The 22,196-nt window shown below is 43.3% G+C and carries 17 protein-coding genes; 2 read left to right on the top strand and 15 right to left on the bottom strand.

Features of this window, described 5'->3' with window-relative positions; translation table 11 throughout:
* The first annotated feature begins 229 nt into the window (after window positions 1–229).
* Window positions 230–1,774 (top strand): oxygen-independent coproporphyrinogen III oxidase, encoded by a 1,545-nt coding sequence (gene hemN, locus FOR85_RS07385; RefSeq protein ID WP_144297380.1) that lies wholly within the window; start codon window positions 230–232, stop codon window positions 1,772–1,774.
* Window positions 1,775–1,877: 103 nt separating this feature from the next.
* Here the strand turns inward: hemN and FOR85_RS07380 are convergent, their stop codons facing one another.
* The 6 genes from FOR85_RS07380 to grpE all read right to left on the bottom strand — a co-directional run bounded on the left by FOR85_RS07380 (window position 1,878) and on the right by grpE (window position 8,638).
* Window positions 1,878–3,254 (bottom strand): esterase-like activity of phytase family protein, encoded by a 1,377-nt coding sequence (locus FOR85_RS07380; protein ID WP_144297379.1) that lies wholly within the window; start codon window positions 3,252–3,254, stop codon window positions 1,878–1,880.
* 156 nt (window positions 3,255–3,410) lie between these two features.
* Complete coding sequence (locus FOR85_RS07375; protein ID WP_068405008.1) at window positions 3,411–4,271, bottom strand: SPFH domain-containing protein; 861 nt, start codon at window positions 4,269–4,271, stop codon at window positions 3,411–3,413.
* Window positions 4,272–4,292: 21 nt separating this feature from the next.
* Window positions 4,293–4,781, bottom strand: a complete 489-nt coding sequence (locus tag FOR85_RS07370; protein ID WP_223808561.1) for an NfeD family protein — start codon at window positions 4,779–4,781, stop codon at window positions 4,293–4,295.
* A 168-nt stretch (window positions 4,782–4,949) separates the two neighbouring features.
* Window positions 4,950–5,492 (bottom strand): porin family protein, encoded by a 543-nt coding sequence (locus FOR85_RS07365; protein WP_144297378.1) that lies wholly within the window; start codon window positions 5,490–5,492, stop codon window positions 4,950–4,952.
* A gap of 330 nt (window positions 5,493–5,822) precedes the next feature.
* The gene (gene dnaK / locus FOR85_RS07360; protein WP_087814963.1) at window positions 5,823–7,766 is read right to left on the bottom strand and encodes a molecular chaperone DnaK; all 1,944 of its coding nucleotides are present in this window, start codon (window positions 7,764–7,766) and stop codon (window positions 5,823–5,825) included.
* A gap of 257 nt (window positions 7,767–8,023) precedes the next feature.
* Window positions 8,024–8,638: a nucleotide exchange factor GrpE gene (grpE, locus tag FOR85_RS07355; protein ID WP_144297377.1), complete on the bottom strand. Its 615-nt coding sequence runs from the start codon at window positions 8,636–8,638 to the stop codon at window positions 8,024–8,026.
* A gap of 476 nt (window positions 8,639–9,114) precedes the next feature.
* On the opposite strand from grpE, the gene FOR85_RS07350 reads away from it, so the two are divergent.
* Window positions 9,115–10,602, top strand: coding sequence for an alpha/beta hydrolase (locus tag FOR85_RS07350; RefSeq protein WP_144297376.1), 1,488 nt, complete (start codon window positions 9,115–9,117; stop codon window positions 10,600–10,602).
* 107 nt (window positions 10,603–10,709) lie between these two features.
* On the opposite strand, the gene FOR85_RS07345 is transcribed toward FOR85_RS07350, so the two are convergent.
* From FOR85_RS07345 to fmt, 9 genes are all read right to left on the bottom strand, one after another.
* The gene (locus tag FOR85_RS07345; RefSeq protein ID WP_144297375.1) at window positions 10,710–11,846 is read right to left on the bottom strand and encodes a metallophosphoesterase; all 1,137 of its coding nucleotides are present in this window, start codon (window positions 11,844–11,846) and stop codon (window positions 10,710–10,712) included.
* A 116-nt stretch (window positions 11,847–11,962) separates the two neighbouring features.
* Entirely contained in the window at window positions 11,963–13,036 is a 1,074-nt protein-coding gene (locus tag FOR85_RS07340) for a metallophosphoesterase (protein WP_144297374.1), read from the bottom strand.
* A 195-nt stretch (window positions 13,037–13,231) separates the two neighbouring features.
* Window positions 13,232–14,194 (bottom strand): TIGR01777 family oxidoreductase, encoded by a 963-nt coding sequence (locus FOR85_RS07335; RefSeq protein ID WP_144297373.1) that lies wholly within the window; start codon window positions 14,192–14,194, stop codon window positions 13,232–13,234.
* A gap of 159 nt (window positions 14,195–14,353) precedes the next feature.
* Window positions 14,354–15,007 carry an L-threonylcarbamoyladenylate synthase gene (locus FOR85_RS07330; protein ID WP_144297372.1) on the bottom strand — a complete coding sequence of 218 codons (654 nt, stop codon included), beginning with the start codon at window positions 15,005–15,007 and terminating at the stop codon, window positions 14,354–14,356.
* A 105-nt stretch (window positions 15,008–15,112) separates the two neighbouring features.
* Complete coding sequence (gene dprA, locus FOR85_RS07325) at window positions 15,113–16,363, bottom strand: DNA-processing protein DprA (RefSeq protein ID WP_190295521.1); 1,251 nt, start codon at window positions 16,361–16,363, stop codon at window positions 15,113–15,115.
* Between the two features lie 79 nt (window positions 16,364–16,442).
* The gene (locus FOR85_RS07320; protein ID WP_144297371.1) at window positions 16,443–17,540 is read right to left on the bottom strand and encodes a LysM peptidoglycan-binding domain-containing protein; all 1,098 of its coding nucleotides are present in this window, start codon (window positions 17,538–17,540) and stop codon (window positions 16,443–16,445) included.
* Between the two features lie 348 nt (window positions 17,541–17,888).
* Window positions 17,889–19,310, bottom strand: a complete 1,422-nt coding sequence (gene thrC / locus FOR85_RS07315) for a threonine synthase (RefSeq protein ID WP_144297370.1) — start codon at window positions 19,308–19,310, stop codon at window positions 17,889–17,891.
* Window positions 19,311–19,368: 58 nt separating this feature from the next.
* A complete protein-coding gene (locus tag FOR85_RS07310) occupies window positions 19,369–20,955 on the bottom strand; it encodes a transcription antitermination factor NusB (protein WP_144297369.1) in 1,587 nt (528 codons plus the stop codon).
* Window positions 20,956–21,039: 84 nt separating this feature from the next.
* The gene (gene fmt, locus FOR85_RS07305; RefSeq protein WP_144297368.1) at window positions 21,040–22,146 is read right to left on the bottom strand and encodes a methionyl-tRNA formyltransferase; all 1,107 of its coding nucleotides are present in this window, start codon (window positions 22,144–22,146) and stop codon (window positions 21,040–21,042) included.
* Between the last annotated feature and the right edge of the window lie 50 nt (window positions 22,147–22,196).

The following is a 22,196-nucleotide window of genomic DNA, read 5'->3' as shown; positions in this document are numbered from 1 at the left end:
CGGTGGATAAAAACTTTGATGCTAGCGCATCTAGGTCTTTTTTTCACCTTGCATTTGGTATTGCACTTCATGTGTTAATCTAAGTTCTATAAAAATCAAAAGCCTACGATAAGTTGAGATTGGCGTGGGTATATACGAAAACTTACCGTCCATGCCACTATGACTATTGATTTGTTATACTACTTATTACTTAAGTGGCGATTTATACAGTTAAACCGAGGAATCTCGCATGTCAGAACCAGCCGATATCAATAGCGACCAAAAATCTTTCGCTCATGCCGACGAGCAGCCTACTACTGCACGTCCTGTGGTTGAGATGCCCAATCCCTATGCCAGTACTCGTGGCAGCATTACCAGTAAGCAGCTGCCGGCATTCGATGAAGAGATTATCAATAAATACAATCGATCTGGGCCGCGTTATACCTCCTACCCGACCGCGTTAGAATTTTCACCGATGCCTGAGGGGCTGGAGACTAAGATTCTGCAAGAGCGCGAAGCCGATGCGCCCTTATCGCTGTATTTCCATATTCCGTTTTGTCGTCACCTTTGCTACTACTGTGCTTGTAATAAAATTATCACCAAAAAGAACAGTGATGCTGGAGATTATTTAGAATATTTAATGGCAGAAATTAAGCACAAACGTAGCTTATTAAAAACGCCAGCCGATCGTAAAAATCCACTGGTCAAGCAGCTGCATTTCGGTGGCGGTACGCCAACCTTTTTACAAGATAATGAGTTGATAAAACTTTGGGAGTTTTTGCAGACCCAGTTTGAATTTTTGCCAGAAGACCAAGGCGATTACTCTATTGAAATCGATCCGCGTGAGCTTGGCGACGAGACACTAACGGTACTGCGTAACCTTGGTTTTAACCGCGTCAGTCTAGGCGTACAAGACTTAGACGAAAAAGTACAAATCGCCGTCAACCGTATCAACTCTGCTGAACTGATTGAAAATGTGCTTGCTGAAGCGCGTAGATTGGGCTTCCATTCTACCAACGTCGATTTGATTTACGGCTTACCGCATCAAACGCCGACGACTCTAGACAAGACCGTACGCCGTGTTATCGAGATGTCACCCGATCGTTTATCGGTGTTTAATTACGCTCATTTACCTGAGCGCTTTAAATCGCAACGCCAAATTAAAGAGGAAGATTTACCGACGCCAGCTGCCAAGCTTACCATGCTCGGTAACACCATCAATACCTTGAGCGAGGCCGGTTATCAATATATCGGTATCGACCATTTTGCCAAACCTGACGATGAGCTTGCTATCGCCCAGCGCGAAGGCAAATTACATCGCAATTTTCAGGGTTATACCATCATGGGCGATTGCGATTTATTAGGCTTTGGCGTATCGTCAATCAGCCAAATCTCTAACGCCAATAGCAGCTATATTTTGCAAAACCATACGGATTTGCAGGTATATAAAGAAAATATTGATGCCGCGCGTGATAATCCAGCGATCATGCCAGCGGTCAATGTGATTAAAACCTCGATTAAAGATCGTCTGCGTGAATACGTGATTATGAATCTACTCTGTCATGACTATATCGACTTTAGAGACGTCAATCAGAAATTCGGTATCGATGCCATTACTTATTTTATAGATGAAATTCAGCAATTGGGCGCGATGCAAGAGGACCGCTTGATTGACATGGATGCCGCTGGTATTCGCGTCCTGCCAAAAGGTCGTCTATTAGGGCGTAACGTCGCTATGGTGTTCGATGAATACCTTGACAAAAAACATAAAAATCGCTTTTCAAAAGTTATCTAAGCTTTATAAGCTTCTTTCGAGTAAATAATAAAAAATACCTCACTTTTATGAGGTATTTTTTTTGGTGACGATAAGTAAGGTTTTTAGGATAAATCAATCTACTCTATTCAGTCGGCATAACAATATATAAACGATTGGCATCTTCAATGGTTTTTTGTTTATCGAGATACTTTTGCTCGACGCTACTTTTTGGATTGATTATATCAGTATCTGTCATCGCAAAATCATCATCATTGAGTAGACCCAGTGAACCATCTTGTCGTAACCATAAGCCCTCAAGCTTATCATGCGGATAATCTAAGCTCGCCAGCACATCGACGACCAAGGTCTTTTTAACAGGCGGGATGTTTATGTTTTCAAGCATTTGCCAGTTTTCTTCATCAGCGGCAATCAGCTGCTCAAGCGTTTGTCCATTCACTGTCAAACCAACCGTCTCATCTTGCCTAACGCTTCCATCATTTAAAATAGTTTCAATATCTGTTGCTTGTGCGATATCAATTTTATAAATGAGTTTTTGTGCTGACTTATCTTGGAGCGGGAATTTGCGATCATGCTCAATGAGATAAAACTCATGGTCATTAAGCGCCACAATGCCAGAGGTCACATGCGCTGCATTATCCAATCGATATAAATACTGCGCTATTTGTCCTGAAACTAAGTTAATCGTTACCATACGTACCAAACTAGATAGTCGCCCTGACTTATCAGGATTGTCCATAGAGGACTCCATGATACCGACAAGCGTCGTTTGGTCAGGCGTAATGGTTAACGCCTCCATGCCACGATTGGCACGGCGTTTGGTAAATTCCGTCGGTAACAAAATCGGCTTACCTTCAACCATCACATTATTACGCTCATCATTGGCAAACGCATTGATACGCTCAATCTCTACGCCATTGCCATCGTAATGCACAAGGTGCGGACCGTACTCATCACTGACCCAAAAGCTGCCATCTTGCAGCGCTGCGAGCCCTTCAGGGTCTAAACCATTAATATCGGTTTTAATCGGATTGGTCACTGGATCAAATGGTAGTTTTGGATTGACAGTCATCGGCTGACCATTGATATCGTATGGTACTTCGTTGGTACCGCCAAAAGCCTTGGGGTTTGGTAGTCCTGAGATAGGATTGCCATTGCTATCTTTTAGAATTATTTCTTTTACTTTGATAATTTTGCTGTCAGCTTGCAATTCAAACAACCCAATAGACGGCGTATAATTTGGCACAAGAAACTGCTTACCTTTACCGGCAATTCCGTCAAAGTCGGCATTAGGACCACGGTCGGTCAGAGCATAAAATTGATTGGCATTGGTTGGATGCGCCGCTGCATCTGAGCCGTAGCCGCCGCCTCGAATCTCTAATTTCTGCTCAGGATAAGCGGCATTGATATGCGTCGCATCAAGCACGCTATAAGGCAACGGGCTACCTTGCACAAATTCATTTATAGTAATAATTGCAGTATTGATATCTTGCTTGGTCATTATTGTTTTCCTTGAATTATTATTGTTATTAAAAATAAAGTAATGCACGCTAAAAAGTTGATTAGCTGTCAATTAAAAATTAAAAAAATAGTCAGCACGTAAAACGCTCACTGACTATTTTTCTAAAAAATTTAAATACGCCTAAAGCATACTTAGTTAAACCTTAAGCTTATCACCTACCATACCTTTTATGGTACTTAGAATGTCAGCCGGTAATACCACCATTTTTGCATTATCAGATTCGGCTAACTGACGAATCGATTTGATATATTGCTCGCCAAGTAAATAGACAATCGGCATTTCTTCGTCGCCCATTGCGGCAGTAATCAGACGAATAGATTCTTCTGAGCCTTTCGCCAATACCACTTGCGCTTCAGCATCTCGGCGTGACGCCTCTAGGCGACCATCTGCCTCTAAGATAGCCGCTTGCTTTTGACCATCAGCACGGGTGACGGTAGCACGGCGTAAGCGCTCTGCCGCCGCCTGCTCTTCCATCGAGGCTTGCATGGTTTGCGAGGGATTGATATCTTGGATTTCTACCGTTTTTAGGGTAATACCCCAATCGGCAATATCCTCTGAGATGGCATATTTGAGCTTGGTTTTGATTTCATCACGGCTTGACAAGGCGCTGTCTAAATCCATCTCACCAATAATTGAACGCAAAGACGTCTGTACCAAATTTCGAATACCGTATTCATAATCTTCGATACCATAAACCGCTTTATCGGGGCGGACGATATTAATATAAGCAACGGCGTTAGCGATAATGACCACGTTGTCTCGGGTAATGACTTCTTGCGAAGGAATATCAAGGACGATATCTTTGGTCGTGACTTTATAAGCCACGTCGTCGACATAAGGAATGATTAAATTTAATCCCGGCTCTAGGGTTTGGCTATATTTACCAAGTCTCTGCACTACCCATTTATACCCTTGAGGAACAATGCGCACGCCTTTGAACACCGTAAACACGACCAATGCAATCAAAACGATCATGACAATACTAAAACTTTCCATGTTGCACCTCTATTATTATGCCTAACTATTTTTATTAATAACTGCTTGCGCTTGCATACTACTGACAATCAGCTCATTACCTACGATATCCGTCACTATCACACGATCGCCGACGGCAACTTGCTCACCGCTCGTACGGCACATCCACTCAGCAGCCCCGACGATAGGTACACTAAAGCGTACAACGCCTGCGCGCTCTAACTGCGGCGCGACGATAATCATCCCAGTTTCACCGATGATGACACTACCGCCCAACCCTGCTTTGGTGCGATCGACAGATAATGGTCTGATAAATTTAAACCAAGCCAATAAAAAGATAGCCGAGAGCACCAACCAAATAATGATTTGCAACGATACAGAAATGGGTAGCAACCACGCAAGAGCAGCCACAATGATAGCCGCTCCGCCAAACCAAAGACTGGCAAACGTCGGTACAAACATCTCAATGATTAGTAGTACAAAGCCTAATACCAGCCAGTGCCACGGTTCAAGCATCCAAAGCATCTCCATAATTGCTCATTCCCTATCTTTGTCATTCTACCTTTCAATGTAGCACATTTTGTTCTCAAACAGCGCCTTAAAATTTATACGCATAAAAAAACGACCACCGAAGTGATCGCTTTTAATTTTAATTAGTACCTAATTCTTTTATTAATATTGAACTTAATGTTCAATTAATTAGAATTTAAGATGAGCACCGATAGTCATAAGGTCTGCATCGCTACCTAGTTTGTCATACTCTGCTTCAACACTAAAGTCAGGATTGACTGAGTAACCAAGACCAACACCGCCGGCTAGGCTAGTATCATCTTTAGAAATTGTCTTACGATTACTATTTTCTGCAAGAAAATTCCCTTCGATCTCAGTTTTAGCAACACCTAGCTTACCTTTAGCATATAATCCAGTATTCGGGAACTGATAGCGATAAGTACCGTATGCGCCATAAGATTTAGCATCGATATCACCGTTATAGTAATCAGCATCATCTGAGCCTACGTATTCAGCTTCAATACCGAAGTTAGGATCAAAGTTATAACCGCCATATATACCATAAGCTGTTGGCTTATCAGTACCAGCATAATCCAAGTCAAACTGACCGACTTTTACGCCGACGTATGGTTGACCAGTATAGCCGTTGCCATAAGATACAGCTGCTTGTGCACCCATGCTTACTAAAGAACCAGCGGCTAGTGCAAGTAGAGTTTTTTGTAGAGTTTTCATATGTAGCTCCTTAAAATCAATTTGGACAAACAAGTTATTTATTTATGTGGGCTTTTTAGCCATATCGCCTTGTTTGCTAACGATGTATACATAGTAACAAACTATGTCAAAGACTCTGTCAGTGTTTAATGGTAAGAAAGTTAACTTTTGCAAGTGTTTGTCGGCCCTTGGGTTACAAAGGGCTAGATATGAAATCTTTTGTTACAATCACCTATTTTGGGTAATACTTCCTACTCATTAACAACGACTGAGAGTCAACATTAAAAAGGCGCATCCCGAAAGATACGCCTTTTATTATGAAATCAACGTCGATTTAAGCTTTAATTAAGCTTATTTTTTATCTTCGTCTACTTCAGTAAACTCAGCATCGACGACGTCGTCATCAGCTTGGTTGCTATCTGCTGCATTGTCCGCGCCTTGTTGGAACTGGCTTGGATCCATGCCCTCGCTACCTGCGCCTGCGTCAGCATAAATCTTCTGACTAACTGGCAAGAAAGCATTGTCTAATGCTTCAAGCTTGGCTTTGATGTCATCATGATCATCTTCTTTCATTACCGCTTCAAGCTCAGAGATAGCAGCTTCTACTGTTGATTTTTCTTCAGCAGTTACCTTATCTTCAGCGTCTTTCAACGCTTTTTGTACCGCATGAATACGACCATCTGCTTCGTTACGAACTTGCGCTAAGTTAGCAAATTTTTCGTCTTCTGCAGCATTGGCTTCTGCATCACGAACCATTTGCTCGATTTCTTCATCCGTCAAGCCAGAATCTGCTTTGATCTGGATGCTTTGCGCTTTACCCGTACCTTTGTCAGTTGCTGAGATATTCATGATACCGTCAGCATTGATGTCAAAAGTAACTTCAATTTGCGGTAGACCACGTGGTGCTGGTGGAATATCCGTCAAATCAAAACGACCAAGCTGTTTATTTTGGTTAGCGATTTTACGCTCGCCTTGATAAACCTGAATGGTCACAGCTGGTTGGTTGTCTTCAGCCGTTGAGAATACCTGTGATTTCTTAGTAGGAATCATGGTGTTTTTCTCAATAACTGGTGTCATGACACCACCCATCGTTTCGATACCAAGCGTTAGTGGCGTCACATCAAGTAACAATACGTCTGTTTTTTCACCAGACAATACCGCGCCTTGAATCGCTGCCCCTGCCGCTACTGCTTCATCAGGGTTCACATCTTTACGTGGTTCCTGACCGAAGAACTCTTGTACTTTTTGCTGTACCAGTGGCATACGAGTCTGACCACCAACTAAGATAACATCATCGATGTCACCAATTTTAATACCAGCATCTTCAAGCGCAATCTTACAAGGACCCATCGTACGTTGTACCAAATCCTCAGTTAAGCTCTCAAGTTTCGAGCGACTGATAGTGACAACCAAATGCTTAGGACCATTGCTGTCCGCAGTAATATAAGGCAAGTTCACTTCAGTGCTTTGAGCACTTGATAACTCAATTTTTGCTTTTTCAGCGGCTTCTTTTAGACGCTGCATCGCAAGCGAATCACCTTTTAGATTAACATCTTGGTCTTTTTTGAACTCATCAACCAAATAATCAATCAAAGCTGAGTCAAAGTCTTCACCACCAAGGAATGTATCACCATTGGTTGCTAGTACTTCGAACTGCTGCTCGCCATCAACATCAGCGATTTCGATGATTGATACGTCAAAAGTACCACCACCTAAGTCATAAACAGCAACCGTGCTATCGCCTTGCTTTTTATCCATACCATAAGCAAGAGCAGCGGCCGTTGGTTCGTTGATGATACGTTTCACATCAAGACCAGCAATTTTACCAGCATCTTTTGTTGCCTGACGCTGTGAATCATTAAAGTAAGCAGGTACGGTTACCACTGCTTCCGTAACTGGTTCACCAAGATAGTCTTCTGCTGTTTTTTTCATTTTTTTCAAGATTTCAGCAGAAACCTGTGGTGGCGCCAATTTTTTACCGTTAATTTCTACCCATGCATCACCGTTATCTGCTTTGACGATTTTGTAAGGCACCATACCGATGTCTTTTTGCACGACTTTGTCATCAAAACGACGACCAATCAAACGCTTAATCGCAAACAATGTATTGTTTGGATTGGTGACCGCTTGACGCTTGGCTGACTGACCAACCAGAATTTCGTCATTTTTATAAGCGACGATCGATGGTGTTGTACGAGTACCTTCAGCATTTTCGATGACTTTGACTTTGTCACCTTCCATTACTGCGACACACGAGTTAGTCGTACCTAAATCAATACCAATTACTTTACCCATAATTATTTACTCCTGATTTATTTTTAAATAAGCTATTTATCTCATCAGACCGAACCTAGCAGATACCAGACGGTCACTTGTTGTTCTATATAGGTTTGAGGCTGTATTATTTCAAGTCATTTAACCGGCAAAAAATATCTTTTATGTGATTTTTTGTGTAAACCCTTATTAATAGTAAGGTTTAGCGTGGTTAAAGACTTATTATTTAAAATATTAACCTTTAGATGATTAATTTTAAATGGTTAAGCTGGCAGAACCTATTGTCCAACGCGAACCATTGCAGGGCGCAGCAAACGACCGTTCAGACTATAGCCCTTTTGCAGTACCGTACCCACAGTATCAGCTTCGGCTTCTGGGTCAATGCCAACCGCTTCATGCAAATCAGCGTTGAATTTCTCGCCTTGTGGCTCAACCACTTCTACGCCGTTTTTGTTTAACACATCTAATAATGCTTTATGCGTCAATCTGACGCCTTCTATGACAGCATCATCTGCTTGAGCATTTTCGATAGCGCGCTCTAAATTATCGACCACTTCTAATAGCTCTTTGGCAAATTTTTGCAAGGCGAACTTCTTGCTCTTATCGGCTTCTTGCTCCATACGTTTTTGTGCATTGTAAGCTTCAGCATTGGCACGCGCTGTACCTTCTTTCGCTTGCTTGACCTCGCCTTCTAACTCGGCGATACGCGCTTTAAACGTATCTAAATCGATATCGTTTTCGATAGTGCTTTCTTCCCCTGAATTTTGCTGGGGATTAAACTCTTCTAGCGTTTCTTTTAAGATACTGTCGTCGTGCTCGACATTGTCGTGCGAAACATTGTCGTGTGAGACATTTTGATCAATATTTTCGTGGTTATTATTCTGCTCGCTCATGATGGCTCCTTTATATAATTATGAATAAGGTTATTAACTGAATAATGATGGATTAGAAAACAACACCATAAATTGGCCAGATAATGAAATAATCGACCATTAGCCAAACCGTGATTTTATAAATCACCTATGGTTAGCAATAACTTTTAACTACCTTCTGATAGCTGATTAATAAAGGTGAGGCGAGTAAATTTCAAGCCTACTCTGCAGAATTTTTATCGCTGGTTATAAATACCGTCTTAATCCATGATAACGGTATGGTTATATTTAAGAGGTTTGCCCTTTTAAAACAACCTTACTCTCTTTACGCTTATTGTCAATAAGTAATTCATTTCACTAACAAAACCTACAAAAAAGCGTCATTTACGCCAGATAAATTACTATTAGCCTGCACACTATTACTAAAGAATACTCAACTTTGTTTTTGCCTATCTTATGATAACTACAAATATAATTTATCATTTATGGGAGGTGTTATGCCTTATTCAGCGACATTATCAGTTAACACCTTACTTAATAAAGCAGTAAGGACACTAAACCTTACGTCTTTAGCTCAAGAAAAACGTCAGCATTCATCTGTTAACTCATCAAATAACTCTTTAGAGAATGTTGAAAAAGAGCCATTACAGATAAATACTTTGCAAATAAGCACTGACGATAGGCAATCCTGCATTGACAGCGAGCCCCTATCCATTAGAGATAAAGTACTGCATCACAATTTGCTGACGACCTATCAGCCCCATTTGCTGCACTATGCAATGAAAAGTATCGGTCTCTTGCCAGAGACGGTATTAGACAGTCTGGTCGGTTACCTAGATGGACCTACGGCTAAGCAGTATGAACACGTTGATGCGCATCTGCGCTTGATTCTGGCGGTGAATAGTAAGCTTAAAACTCCTTTACAGCTCTCAGAGATGGGTGAGCTGCGTAAACGTTTTGCTACTGATGCTGTTGCTATGCAAACGCCAAGAGTGTGGCAACAGGCAAGCTCTTCGTTATTTGACACGATAAAACCTTTTACCAAGAAAAATGAGCCTAGCGTCAATTGGGAAGATAAGACGATTGCCAATGCGGATGATGGCGATATGCTGATTCGTTGTTATCAAAAGCAAGTAAACGCAGCAGGCTTTAGTTTTAAAAAGAAAGCCAAAATCAATCCTGATGAAACCGTCATGCTATTTTTCCATGGCGGTGGTTTTTGTATCGGCGATATCAACACCCATCACGAATTTTGTCATGCCGTCTGTGAGCGAACAGGCTGGCCAGTGGTCAGTGTTGATTATCGCCTAGCACCTGAATATCCTGCGCCTACGGGGTTAAGAGATTGTATTGCCGCTTATGCTTGGTTGGCGGATAATTGCCATAAATTCGGGGCATTAGCGTCGCGTATTGTTTTGGCAGGAGATAGTGCGGGCGGCGGCTTATCAACCATGATTGCCCAACAAGTCATCACGCCGTCTGCAAAGTCATGGCAAGATTTAGGCGTTGATGGGCAAAAAACGTTTGAGATATTACAGCGCCTGCCGCAGCCACTGGCACAAATGCCTTTATATCCCGTAACGGATATCGAAAATGATTATCCAAGCTGGGAGCTATACGGCGAAGGGTTATTGCTCGATCATGCCGATGTGGCGGTTTTTGATGCGGCTTGTTTAGAAAATAGTCCGCTGCCACGTCAACATATCTTGACGTCGCCTATGCTCGGTGACAATCGCCACATTTGCCCGACCTATGTGGTCGCTGCCGAACTCGATGTCTTACGTGATGAGGCGTTTGCGTATGCCAAGCAGTTAGAGGATTATGGTAGAGCTGTCCAAACTTATACGGTCTATGGTGCGCCGCATGGCTTTATTCATTTTATGAGCGTGCACCAAGGACTTGAGCAGGAAACCAATCATATTATTCATGGCTTTGCTGGCTTTGTACGTGACGTCATCAGTACACAAAATTTATTAGCAGCCTAATAAATAAAACGGCTGTTATCACTAAAAAGTGAGGTTGGCGTTTAATAGGCAGTTCAAGGTTTATTCCAACTAAATCGTCAAGGGCATTAATATGATAAAGATAGTTTTTATGAATTCTGCTGACCGCTTAAAGTAATAAGCCAAACTTCAGAACGTGAGCCTAAACGAAAAGGTATGCCCCAAAATCCATAACCTGATGTTACCACAAAGTGACCTTTACCGATTTTTTCGTAGCCATAGCCCAAGCGATTAATCGCCTTTACAATAAAGTTAGCTGGAAATATTTGCCCGTTATGGGTATGTCCTGAAACCTGTAAATCAATCGACAACTGACTATGCGCCATAATATCGCTCGGTCGGTGGTCTAACAAAATCACTGGCTCAGTAGTATTCACTTGTTCGAGCAATTCGGCCGTCGCTACCCTCTGCCGTTTATGATTATCAAAACGTCCAACAAGCCAAATCGGCTGGCCTTGATGCGACAGACAAATCGCTTCATCGTTGAGCAACTGCACGCCAGCAGCTTGTAAAGCTTCACTAATTGGCTGCTCGTGACCGTACAAATCGTGATTACCTAACGTCGCATAGACACCGTAGCGCAGACTACTTACCAGCTTTGCCAAATCTTCTGCCATATTATAGGCCGCAAACGCCTTGGTATTGTCATCCATAATATCGCCTGGCATTAACAATATGTCTGCTTGATAGCTCTGCACAATGTCATTGAGCCGTTCGATAGATTTATTGCCAAATAAACGGCCCAAATGCAAATCACTGGCTACTGCAATACGCAGCGAGTAATTTAGCGGCTTATTAATCTTAATAGACAACTCGCGCACCGCCGGCACGTAAGCGTTATACAGCGTATAGCTAAATAGGCCTATAAAGAAAACTAGGGCAAAAATGCGTAAACCAATACTAATTACGTCTGTATCATAAAAAGTAGGAATACCCAAAGCATGTAAAAGCCAAAAACCACCATACAATAGACTGCTCAATAGCGCCGTTAGTAGTATAAAGTGCATCACCATCATCCAAGCACTTATCCAGCGATAGCTATTGGCAAATGATTTTGTGACGCTAAGCAGCAAAAAAACATTGGTAATCGCAAAGACAGCAAGCCAAGTCACCTGTATTAATAAAGGCGTGCTCCAAGGCTGTAGCCACCATTCTAGACTGCACGCTGCGCCAAAACTAAACAGCTGCAGCAGGACAATAATAGTGATAATGAACGCGTAACGCATGAAAATTCCTAGCGAGATAATATTTTGTTAAAGCGTTTGCTGGGTTGTGGCGGTATTTATAAATTAGCGGATTATAGCGACTGCTTTTTCAATACTTGTGAGCGCCGGGATAACTACTACTGCACCGACTGTAAGGTAATCATCCATATCTCAGAGCGCGTGCCAATCCTAAAGGGTACTGCGCCAATGCCATAGCCAGAAGTCACCAAAAACTGCGTGCCCTCACTGTACTTTGCCCCATAAACCAGCGGCGTAAACCACTTTAGTAATATCGTTAAAGGAAATATCTGCCCGCCATGTGTATGCCCAGACAGGTGCAAATCGATCGGCAAACCCTTTATTTGTTCCAAGTCAGCAGGGCTGTGCTCTAAAAATATTACTGGTTTATCCGCCCTCACTTCACTAAGCAACTCTGTCGCAGCCGGACGTGCGGGATCTGTCTCATCTGAACGCCCTATCAGCAACACTGAATCGTCTAACCAAACGCTTTTATTGTCAATTACCTGTATCCCTGCGCGTTCAACGGCCTTGGCAATTACCACTTCGTTACCAGAATAATCGTGATTTCCCAAAGTGGCATAGACACCGAGCGGCGCTGTTAGTTTTGATAAATGCGCATGCATATTGGTTTTATCATAAGCGTCGGTCGAATCATTCATGACGTCGCCTGCGATGACCACGACATCAGGATTCTGGGCATCAATCAGCTTGACCAGCTTATCAATCTGCCGATTGCCAAACCATCTACCCAAATGCGTATCAGACACCAGAGCAATTTGCAGTGGCCGCTTAAGTGGCTTATCTGTCGTGACGTTTAGACGATGGACGACTGGTGAATAGGCATTAAATACCGCCAAGCCCACAATGCCAATATAAGTTATCGCTGCAACGGCACGTATAAGTTTTGGCCGGAGTTTTTGTTTAAGAATATAAACATAGACCAAGGCAATAACCGCAGTTATTAATGCGGCATAAAACATAAAGCCTTGTAAAATGCCGACAACCAGATAGACATGAAAGCGCTCGCGCCAAAATTCACTCAAGCCGTAGAGCAGAAAAACATTGTTGATAATAAAAATACTTAAAAACAAACCGGCTTTAGCTAAGCGCTGTTTTGGTTGAAAGAACCAGTAAAATAACACGCTACTCATCAGGGCGAGCAGCTGGGTAAGAATGATAAAAGGCCACATGATAAAATTGAATCAGACAAAGACAGGCTTATAGTACGCCAATATTCTTACCTGTTGTAGACAGCATGATGGTTTATTGAAACTTTATAGAACTAGAAATATAAAGCACTTAGTAATTTAACGTTATTTTTAAATCAATGCTTCAAAAACGTTGTTTTAAATCCATTGTTTCACATGAAACATACCTCTAAAAACTCACCCTTGCTGCTCCAGTGCATGCTCTAAAGCTGTGTGTTCAAATTCAAAACCTGCGTCCAGTAGCGCTTGTGGCAGCACCTTTTGCCCATCAATCAACAAGGTCGACATCTCACCAAACATCAGCTTTAATAAAAATGCTGGTAAAGTAAAAAATGTCGGACGATGTAGCCATGCGCCAAGCGTTTTAGTAAAAGTATGATTGGTCACAGGATTGGGCTCGGTCAAGTTATAAACCAGCGCTGGCGTAGCGTTTGCTGTTGTTAGAGTATTATCAATACTATTCACTTGCTGTCTCTGACTACTAAGATGTTGCTCAATGATAAATATCACCGCTCTTACCCAATCGGTACGACTGATCCAGCTCATAATTTGCTTACCGTCACCCAATTGACCACCGACACCCATTTTAAACGGCGTTAATAATTTACTGACCATACCGCCCTTAGGATGGATAACCACGCCAGTGCGTACGATAGCCACAGGGACACCGTGATCGGTAGCCTTTAGCGCCAACTGTTCCCAGTCGTCACAGAGTTTATGCGAAAAATCAGCGTTAAAACCACTGCTTTCTGTCAAAGACTTATCACCTTGAGGACCATACCAGCCAATCGCTGAACCGCTAACCAATAGCTTAGGTTTGCTACTACTACGCGCAATAAAATCCAGTAGCGCCTCAGTAGGTTTGATACGGCTGGCAAGCAACTGCTCTTTACGCGCGTCACTCCAACGTTTATCAGCAATCCCTGCGCCTGCTAGATTCAAAATAACATCAAAGCTTTTATCTGACTTCACCAGCTCATCATAGGTCATCATTTTAATATCATTAGGATGCGCCTGCTTACTATCGCGCGTCAGCCACGTAATCTGCACTTTTTTATCATCTTTTTGATAGCGCTTAATGATTGCTTCACTAAACGCGCTACCTAAAAATCCCGAGCCGCCACTGATTAGAATATTCATCGCTTTTTATCCTTATAGTTGTCTTGCCTTTTTCTCAGTGTGACAAAAAACCATCTACAAAAACAAGAGATGAATTGTAGGTATAAGGCGTAAAGTAAGATTGGGTATAAATAGAGGACTGAACTACTAATATAAAAAATATTAGCTTTTAAATGGTTACTAACGAATCACTTGACCCGTTCGAGCATTGCTGATTTGGCTAGGGAGCTGATAACCAAGCGTCTCGCCCTTTAGATAGCCAACTTGCTCATTGCTATCAGAAAAATAAGCCTGTGCTTGTGAGAGCGTTAAAGCAGGCGGCTGACCGGACGGGTTGCAGCTGGTCGAAACGACAAAGCCATAGGGATTATGGACGGACACCACTTGACGGCACAGCTGCTGCACCAAAGGATGGTCAATCACCCGCACCGCCACACTATGATGGGCACCGGTAATCCACGCAGGGATAGAAACGGGTAAGTTTTCTGATAACGGTAATAACCACGTATGCGCCTGTTGGCTATCGACATCACAATCAAAAACAGAATCAGCATCAGAATTAGAGTCGCTACACCAGCTATCTAATACTAACTGGCGTTGCTCATCATTTAGATTACTTAATAGCGCTGTCAGTCGACTGACACTATCAGTGACCACAATCATGCCCTTCTCTAACGGTCGTTGTTTGATAGCCAAAAGCTGTTTTACCGCTTGTTGATTGAAGGGGTCACAGCCGATACCCCAAACGCTTTCGGTTGGGTAAGCAAGCAGCTGCCCTTTTTGCAGCCAACGCGCGGCTTCAACAACAGAATCGGTGATAAGTGGTTTAGACATGACAGAATAAGAAGAAAAGTATGAAGGGATATAATACAACTTAAACGACGGGTAAAACAGCAGGTTTAAAGATTTCTTAAAATCGCGTTTTGATTAATAATAAAACTACACGCGCAAATAACGCCCACCTTGTACACTAATGACCCCTAATAACTCCAGCTCCATAAGTTGCCCAATCAATTGCGCGGCCGACATATCAGTAGTATTTAACAACGCATCTAAATCCTGCCCATGCCAATCAAGTTGCTCATAAATGAGCGCTAAATGCTCAGGAATAACACTAGTATGGGAAGAAGGTTTGAGATTAGATTGTGGCAATTGATTAATAGTTTTGCTAGAGAGCGTCTCTGTATTTAGAGAATTGGAACCTTGGCTAAGAGTTGCCCGCTCAATACTAGACTCTGCATTAGATGACGGCTGATAGGTATGCGCTCTATAGTCCAACTGATTATTAATATCTTCAAGGACGTGCTGCGGATGATAAATCAACGTTGCACCTTCACGTATTAAATGATGGCAGCCTTCGGCATTGCTATTATCAATATGGCTTGGAATGGCAAAAACTTGTTTACCTTGCTCGGAGGTTAGGCGCGCAGTAATCAGTGAGCCGCTTTGAATGGTCGCTTCAGTGACAATGGTCGCGAGGCTAAGTCCTGCAACTAGACGATTACGGCGCGGAAAAGTGTGTTTGTGCGGCTGCGTGTGCGGTAGTAACTCACTGACGATACAGCCGCCTTGATCAATAATCTGACCAAATAATTTATCATGATGATTGGGGTAATTGACATCAATCCCCGTCCCCATCACGCCAACCGTACGGCCTTGATATTCGGCATCAGACTGAGCTAAAGCACCTAAATGGGCGCGCTTATCGACACCCAGCGCAAGACCGCTAGTGATAATATAACCAGCTTGCGCTAAGTATTGCGCCATATCAAAGGTGATTTTTTGCGCGTGGGCGGTGGGTTTGCGACTACCAACGATGGCGATTTGCGCTTGCTGCAAACGCGCTTTATCACCGCGGTAAAATAACAATGGTGGTGGGTCGTATATTTCTAGCAGCTGCGCTGGATAGTCAGGCTGGTCAGCAAATAAAAGACCGTATTTTCCGTCTAACAATGCTTGCTGGATTTTATCGATAGTAGTGAGCGTTTGTTCTGGCTGCTCATGACGCTTAAGATGGGTACTATGAATGCCCAATTGACGCCATGCCTCTACTTTAGCATTCCAAGCAAGCCCTGCCGTGCCAAAGTTAGAGATGAGTTTATGGTATGCTGATAATGACGCATTCACTTCAGTCCACAGCGCCAAAACGGCACGCTGCTCGGCGGATAAAAGAGAAGTGACTGCGGTCATAATCATCTAGCTCATTTAGTTTAAGTTAAACTTTTAGCTCAAAGAACAAGTATTGTACTTATTAGAGATATTGAACTTATTATAGATACGGCGGTGGTAACAGCTGATCACCGACATTGAGCGGTAGCTCAGAATCAAGCACATACGCATAGCTGATATTATCAAAGGTATTAAACACCATTACCATACCAGTAGGCTCGCTTGGTAAACGGACTGGCGTGTCATTATCCTTGATATCGCGTATGACCGCGCCTTTTTGAAAAACGGTCAATACATCTCCAGGTTTGGCACCGTGTGCGCTGCCCAAATTGATAGCAACGACGCTCCCCTTAGCCGCTGAGCTAATAGAATCCATCACGCGAACAATCATACCGCCGCGATTAACGGTTGCTGGCGTTGGATAAAATACTGGCGGTATTGAATTATTTAGCTCCACAAAAACGCGGTCGCCTTCACGGACTTCTTTGCCATAGCTGTCGATAAGCTGCAAGCTGGTCACGCCATTGGTTTCGGTAGACGTCACTAACCCAGTTGCGACTTGCGTGACTTCTAAACCGATAACTTTTTGTGTTTTAGGCTCGACATATTTTTCGCCTTCACGGTAAATACCATAACGCTGTCCAACGATAAGTGGTACGCCTTTAGCATAGACTTTATCGCCGCTTGCCGTAATTAAATTGCCTTTTTTAGAAGCTAAAATATAGGGCGTGGTATTAAAATCTGCTGGATTAACAATGATGGTCTTATCGAGCCAATGCTGAATCGCAGACCATGGAATAGGCGGAATACTATTAGCGGTCGAAGTGACCGAAACTGTGCTAGACACTACATTGCCCGTCAACTGCTTTTCAACGCCCGCACAGCCCTCACCTGTATCAACACCAATTAAAGTCTTACCTTGAATCACACATAAAATAAGAATGTCATTAGGATAAATAAGGTTGGGGTTTTTGATTTGCTTATTGGTCGCCCAAATCTCTTTCCAGCGCCATGGACTGTCTAAATAACGCCCTGAGATATCCCATAAGGTATCGCCTTTTTTGACGATATAGCGATTGGGTGCGTCCGCTTTAATGGTCGGCGGTGGATTATTAGCGTGGGCAGTGGTCAGCAGCATTGCACCACTAAATGTCGTCAGTAATAGTGCTTTTGCTATCTTCTTTAAGCTCATCTTCATTTTTATATCCACAATATGTAGCGCTATTAGCGTCGAATCTGGTCTACTTAAGTCTATTACTTAGGTTCAAAATTCCATTCTAGTCATTAAGTAACGATTAGAAAATAAAAGTATAAAAGGCTTAAGTATCACCATCATAAAGCCTCTAGAGCAGCTGTTCAGTGTTGTCGACTGATATGATTGACGGGTTTGATTGCTAAAAAAGCGCCGAGCATAATAATGACTCGCCGACGCTGTTTCTAATATTACAATTATATCTACCATAACACAATCATAAACACTTTATTACAATAGCGTAACCTTTAATTGGATATTAATTTCAATGAGTACTTTATATAAATAAGCTGCCTAGGCAAGATTTGGCGTCACGTGCTGACGGATTTGCTCAGCGACCAGCTCAGCTTTGTTATCTAGCACCACCACATGCTGCGGTAAGTCCTCTAAGCCTTCGGTATGAGCAGGGCGAGTAATCTCTATGTGACCAATAGCTTCGACAATTGTATCGGCAAACTTAACTGGTAATGCTGTTTCGGCACAAACTATCACTTCACCTTCGCGCTGTAATTCTTTAGCAACTTTAATACCGTCGGCTGTGTGTGGATCGACTAGCTCACCATGCTGCTCATAAAGCGCTTTAATGGTTTGCAAGCGGTCGCTATGGGTCGATTTGCCCGCAGCAAAGCCATAACGCGTATTGACCGCCTCCATCAAGTCAGACAAATCAAAACCTTGACCGGATTTCACCCCTTCAAATAACTCGCTGACACGGGCGCTGTCTTTGTCGAGTAGTAGATAGACAAAGCGCTCAAAGTTAGAGGCTTTAGAGATATCCATTGACGGGCTGGACGTTACGTAAGTTTTATCGGTCGGACGCGGCTGATAAGCACCTTGATTAAAGAAGTCGTTTAGTACATCGTTTTCATTGGTCGCGACGATTAAACGGTCAACTGGCAGTCCCATTTCGCGGGCAATATGACCGGCGCAAATATTACCAAAGTTACCTGATGGGACGCTAAAGCTGACTTTTTCATCGTTGCTCGTCGTAACGGCAAAATAGGCTTTGAAGTAATAAACGATTTGCGCAAGGATACGACCCCAGTTGATAGAGTTGACTGTACCGAGGTTATAAGCCGCTTTAAATTCGGCATCTTGTTGCAGCGCTTTGACAATATCTTGGCAATCATCAAACATACCGTCGATGGCGATATTATGGATATTATCATCGGTCAGACTATACATTTGAGCACGCTGGAATTCGCTCATTTTGCCGTGCGGTGACAGCATAAAAACTTCGATATTGTCTTTGCCGCGCAAGGCGTATTCTGCCGCACTACCCGTGTCGCCACTGGTTGCCCCAATAATGGTGATACGCGCATTTTTTCTTTTGAGCACATACTCAAAGGCATTGCCCAAAAACTGCATAGCGACGTCTTTAAATGCCAATGTCGGACCATTTGATAATCCTAAAATATATAAATTGTCTTCAAGCTTGCGTACAGGAACAATCTCATCAGAACCAAATACCTCGGAGGTATAAGTACGCTCGATGATATCTTGCAAATCAGCGGCAGGAATATCAGTGGCAAAGCGCTGCATAATCGCCATGGCAAGCTGTGGATAGCTGAGCGTGCGCCACTCATCAAGGGTCCTGCTATCAATGTTTGGATAGTGCTCAGGCAGCATTAAACCGCCATCTGGCGCAAGCCCTATCAATAGTACATCACTAAAATCCATCGGCGCTGTCTGACCACGGGTACTGATATATTTCATTAGATTGTCCTGTCTATAATGAGGTTATTCAATATTTAAAACGGTTTATTCAGCAGTTTTATGCCATTGTCTTATGAAGCAACGCATAATAAAACCCATCACCACTCTCGCTATCAATGGGCAAGCACTGACGACCGATTGCTTGCGCGATGCCCCAACTGCAATATTCGGTAAACTCAATCGCTACCGCATCATTATGATGACTGATAAAATCCTGCATTTGCTCGACGTTTTCTTGCTTTAAGATAGAGCAGGTCACATACAATAGATAACCACCCGCTTTCAATTGTGGCCATAAATTATGCAAAATATCCGCTTGTAATAATGCAGTTTGCTCAACGTCTTCTTCGGTACGCAAAATACTGATATCAGGATGACGGCGAATCACGCCTGTCGCAGTACAAGGAGAATCGAGTAATATTGCATCAAATACCGGCTCATTGGTAGCCGCTTTTTTATTTTTCCCATGCTGCCATCTGGTGGCATCAGCACAGACAATATTCAGTGCGACACTTTTCTCTGCTTGCTGCAAATCGTACTGACTTAAATTTAAGCGCTGTAAGTTCTCACGAATACGCTCAATACGCGGCGCTTCATTATCGATAGCTGTTACCTTGATATCAGTTATTACTGGTGTCGATTTAGCATCATCTTGTTTCACGTGAAACAACGATGATTCGTTATTAGCGCTTATGAGCTCTAACCAGTGAGCCAATTTACCACCGGGTGCCGCGCAAGCATCTAAGATATGCAGCTCATTATTATTGGCTTCTAAATCAATGTCTGTATTGGACTTATCAGCGCTTATTTTAGCCATTATCGCTTTATTGATAATCGGCGCTGCAAGCTGAGCGTGCATATCTTGTACGCTGAGCGCCCCTTCAGCGAAATGCGGCAAAGCGTTCACGGCTGTGCTTTGATGTAGCCGGAGACCTTTGGTGGATAGCGTTGTTGCTATAGCTGTATCTGACGAGTTCGCCGCCTTAAAACCAGTTGTTAGCTCAACGATGTCTGCATCAATCTCTGCCCCATCAAGTGTTTTCTGATAATCCTCTACTGAGCTAACCGCTGAGTTTACGCGTAAAAACATCGGTGCTGCATGGCGCAAACCTTGCATCAGCTCGTCATACTGCTCGCCCCAGTCCTGCTTAAGCTGATAAGCAAGCCAGTTCGGCAGACTGTGCTTTTTATCACATTTTTTACGGAACTTACTAGGATTCTTAGCAACTTTACGCAAGATAGCGTTAATCAAACCTGTTGCATGGGCAAAATCAATCTCTTTTGCCGCTTCAACCGTTTCATGAATCGCTGCATGGTCCGCCACTTCTAAATACAGCAATTGCGCTAAGCCCACTTGAATAGTCGTACGAACTTCGACCTCATCGATAGGATTGTCTGCTAGCGTATCGAGCAAACGCGCCAGCGCGTACCACTGACGCAGTGTCGCCAGTAGTAAGGCATGTGCAAAGCCTTTATCGCCGTCGTGCAGACTGTTGAGTAACGGGTCAAGGACGCTGGCAAGTGATTGGCCATTTTGAATGGCCACTAAAGTGCGAATCACCCGGACACGGACGCTACCATTCATAATAAGGTTGCTTGACGGTTTGAGCTTATTATTTCTTGGTGCAGTGCTGGTTTGTCTCATTAAATTGAATTTCCTTGACGTCTGATCGACAGCGTCTAATAAAAGTTAGAGTGCTTGTTATTAAATACATTAAGCGTAAGTAAGTTACTTTACTTCTGCCATAAACTGATCGCCATCGTTTAATTGATTACCATGGCAAATTTGCTCAGCAGTCACTGGCTTACCACCTGCAAATTGTAAGCTGGTAATCGCCAAAGTCGTCGCTGAGTATTCATTGCTTTGTGGTTCGCTAATAGTGTCTTTGCCGCAAGCGACCAGTATGGCTTTTCGCCCAACACTGATAACAGTACCCGCAGGCTTAACGGTTTGCTGTGATGGATTTACCGGCAGACTGGCCAAAATTTTGACGCGCTGCCCTGCTAAAAAGGTGTAGGCACCAGGCCAAGGAGTCAACCCACGAATCTGACGTTCAATCTGTGTAGCAGACTGCGTCCAGTCGATTTCGCCTTCGGTTTTGACCAATTTTTCCGCATAATTCGCTTGGCTGTCATCTTGAGCAACCGCTTGTGCTTGGTAATGCGCCAAGCCTTTTAATACGGTAGTAATAGCCGCCGCGCCAAGTGCTGCCATCTTATCATGCAAGCTGGCGGCCGTATCATCAGCTTCAATAGGCGCGCTGACCTTGTGGAGCATATCACCAGTATCAAGCCCCTTATCCATCTGCATAATAGTAATGCCGGTTTCAGAATCGCCCGCCAGTAATGCACGGTGAATAGGCGCCGCACCGCGCCAACGCGGCAGTAATGAAGCATGAATATTAAGACAACCATAAGTAGGCGTGGTCAATACGCCAATCGGTAATATGAGGCCATAAGCGGCGACAATCATGACGTCAGGCTGATAGCTACGCAGCGTCTGCCGTGCTGCCATGCCTTCGGTGCTGGATTTTTTAAAGGTGAGAGGCTGCTCAACCGCGATGTCATTTGCCAATGCCACTTGCTTGACGGCAGATGCTGATAACTTTTGCCCGCGCCCTGCTTTGCGATCAGGCTGGGTATAGACCGCAACGATATCTATATTCAACGCATCTTGCTGCTTGATAAGCGCTTCAAGGCTGACAGCAGCAAACTCAGGGGTACCGGCAAATATCACTCTTAGCGGCTTAGCGACTGTTGGTATTTCGGTTACGGCGCTTTGCTCAGCTTGATTGGCCTCAATAGATATATCAGATTGTGCAGCAAGTGTGGTCATAGTCAGGCATTATTTATGGTTAATTTGTCTATTATAGGTGAGTTTGTGGT

Source organism: Psychrobacter sp. YGAH215 (assembly GCF_007280595.1).
Taxonomy (GTDB): domain Bacteria; phylum Pseudomonadota; class Gammaproteobacteria; order Pseudomonadales; family Moraxellaceae; genus Psychrobacter; species Psychrobacter faecalis.
The sequence above is the reverse complement of the archived record's forward strand: the minus strand, read 5'-3'. Positions and strand labels throughout refer to the sequence as shown.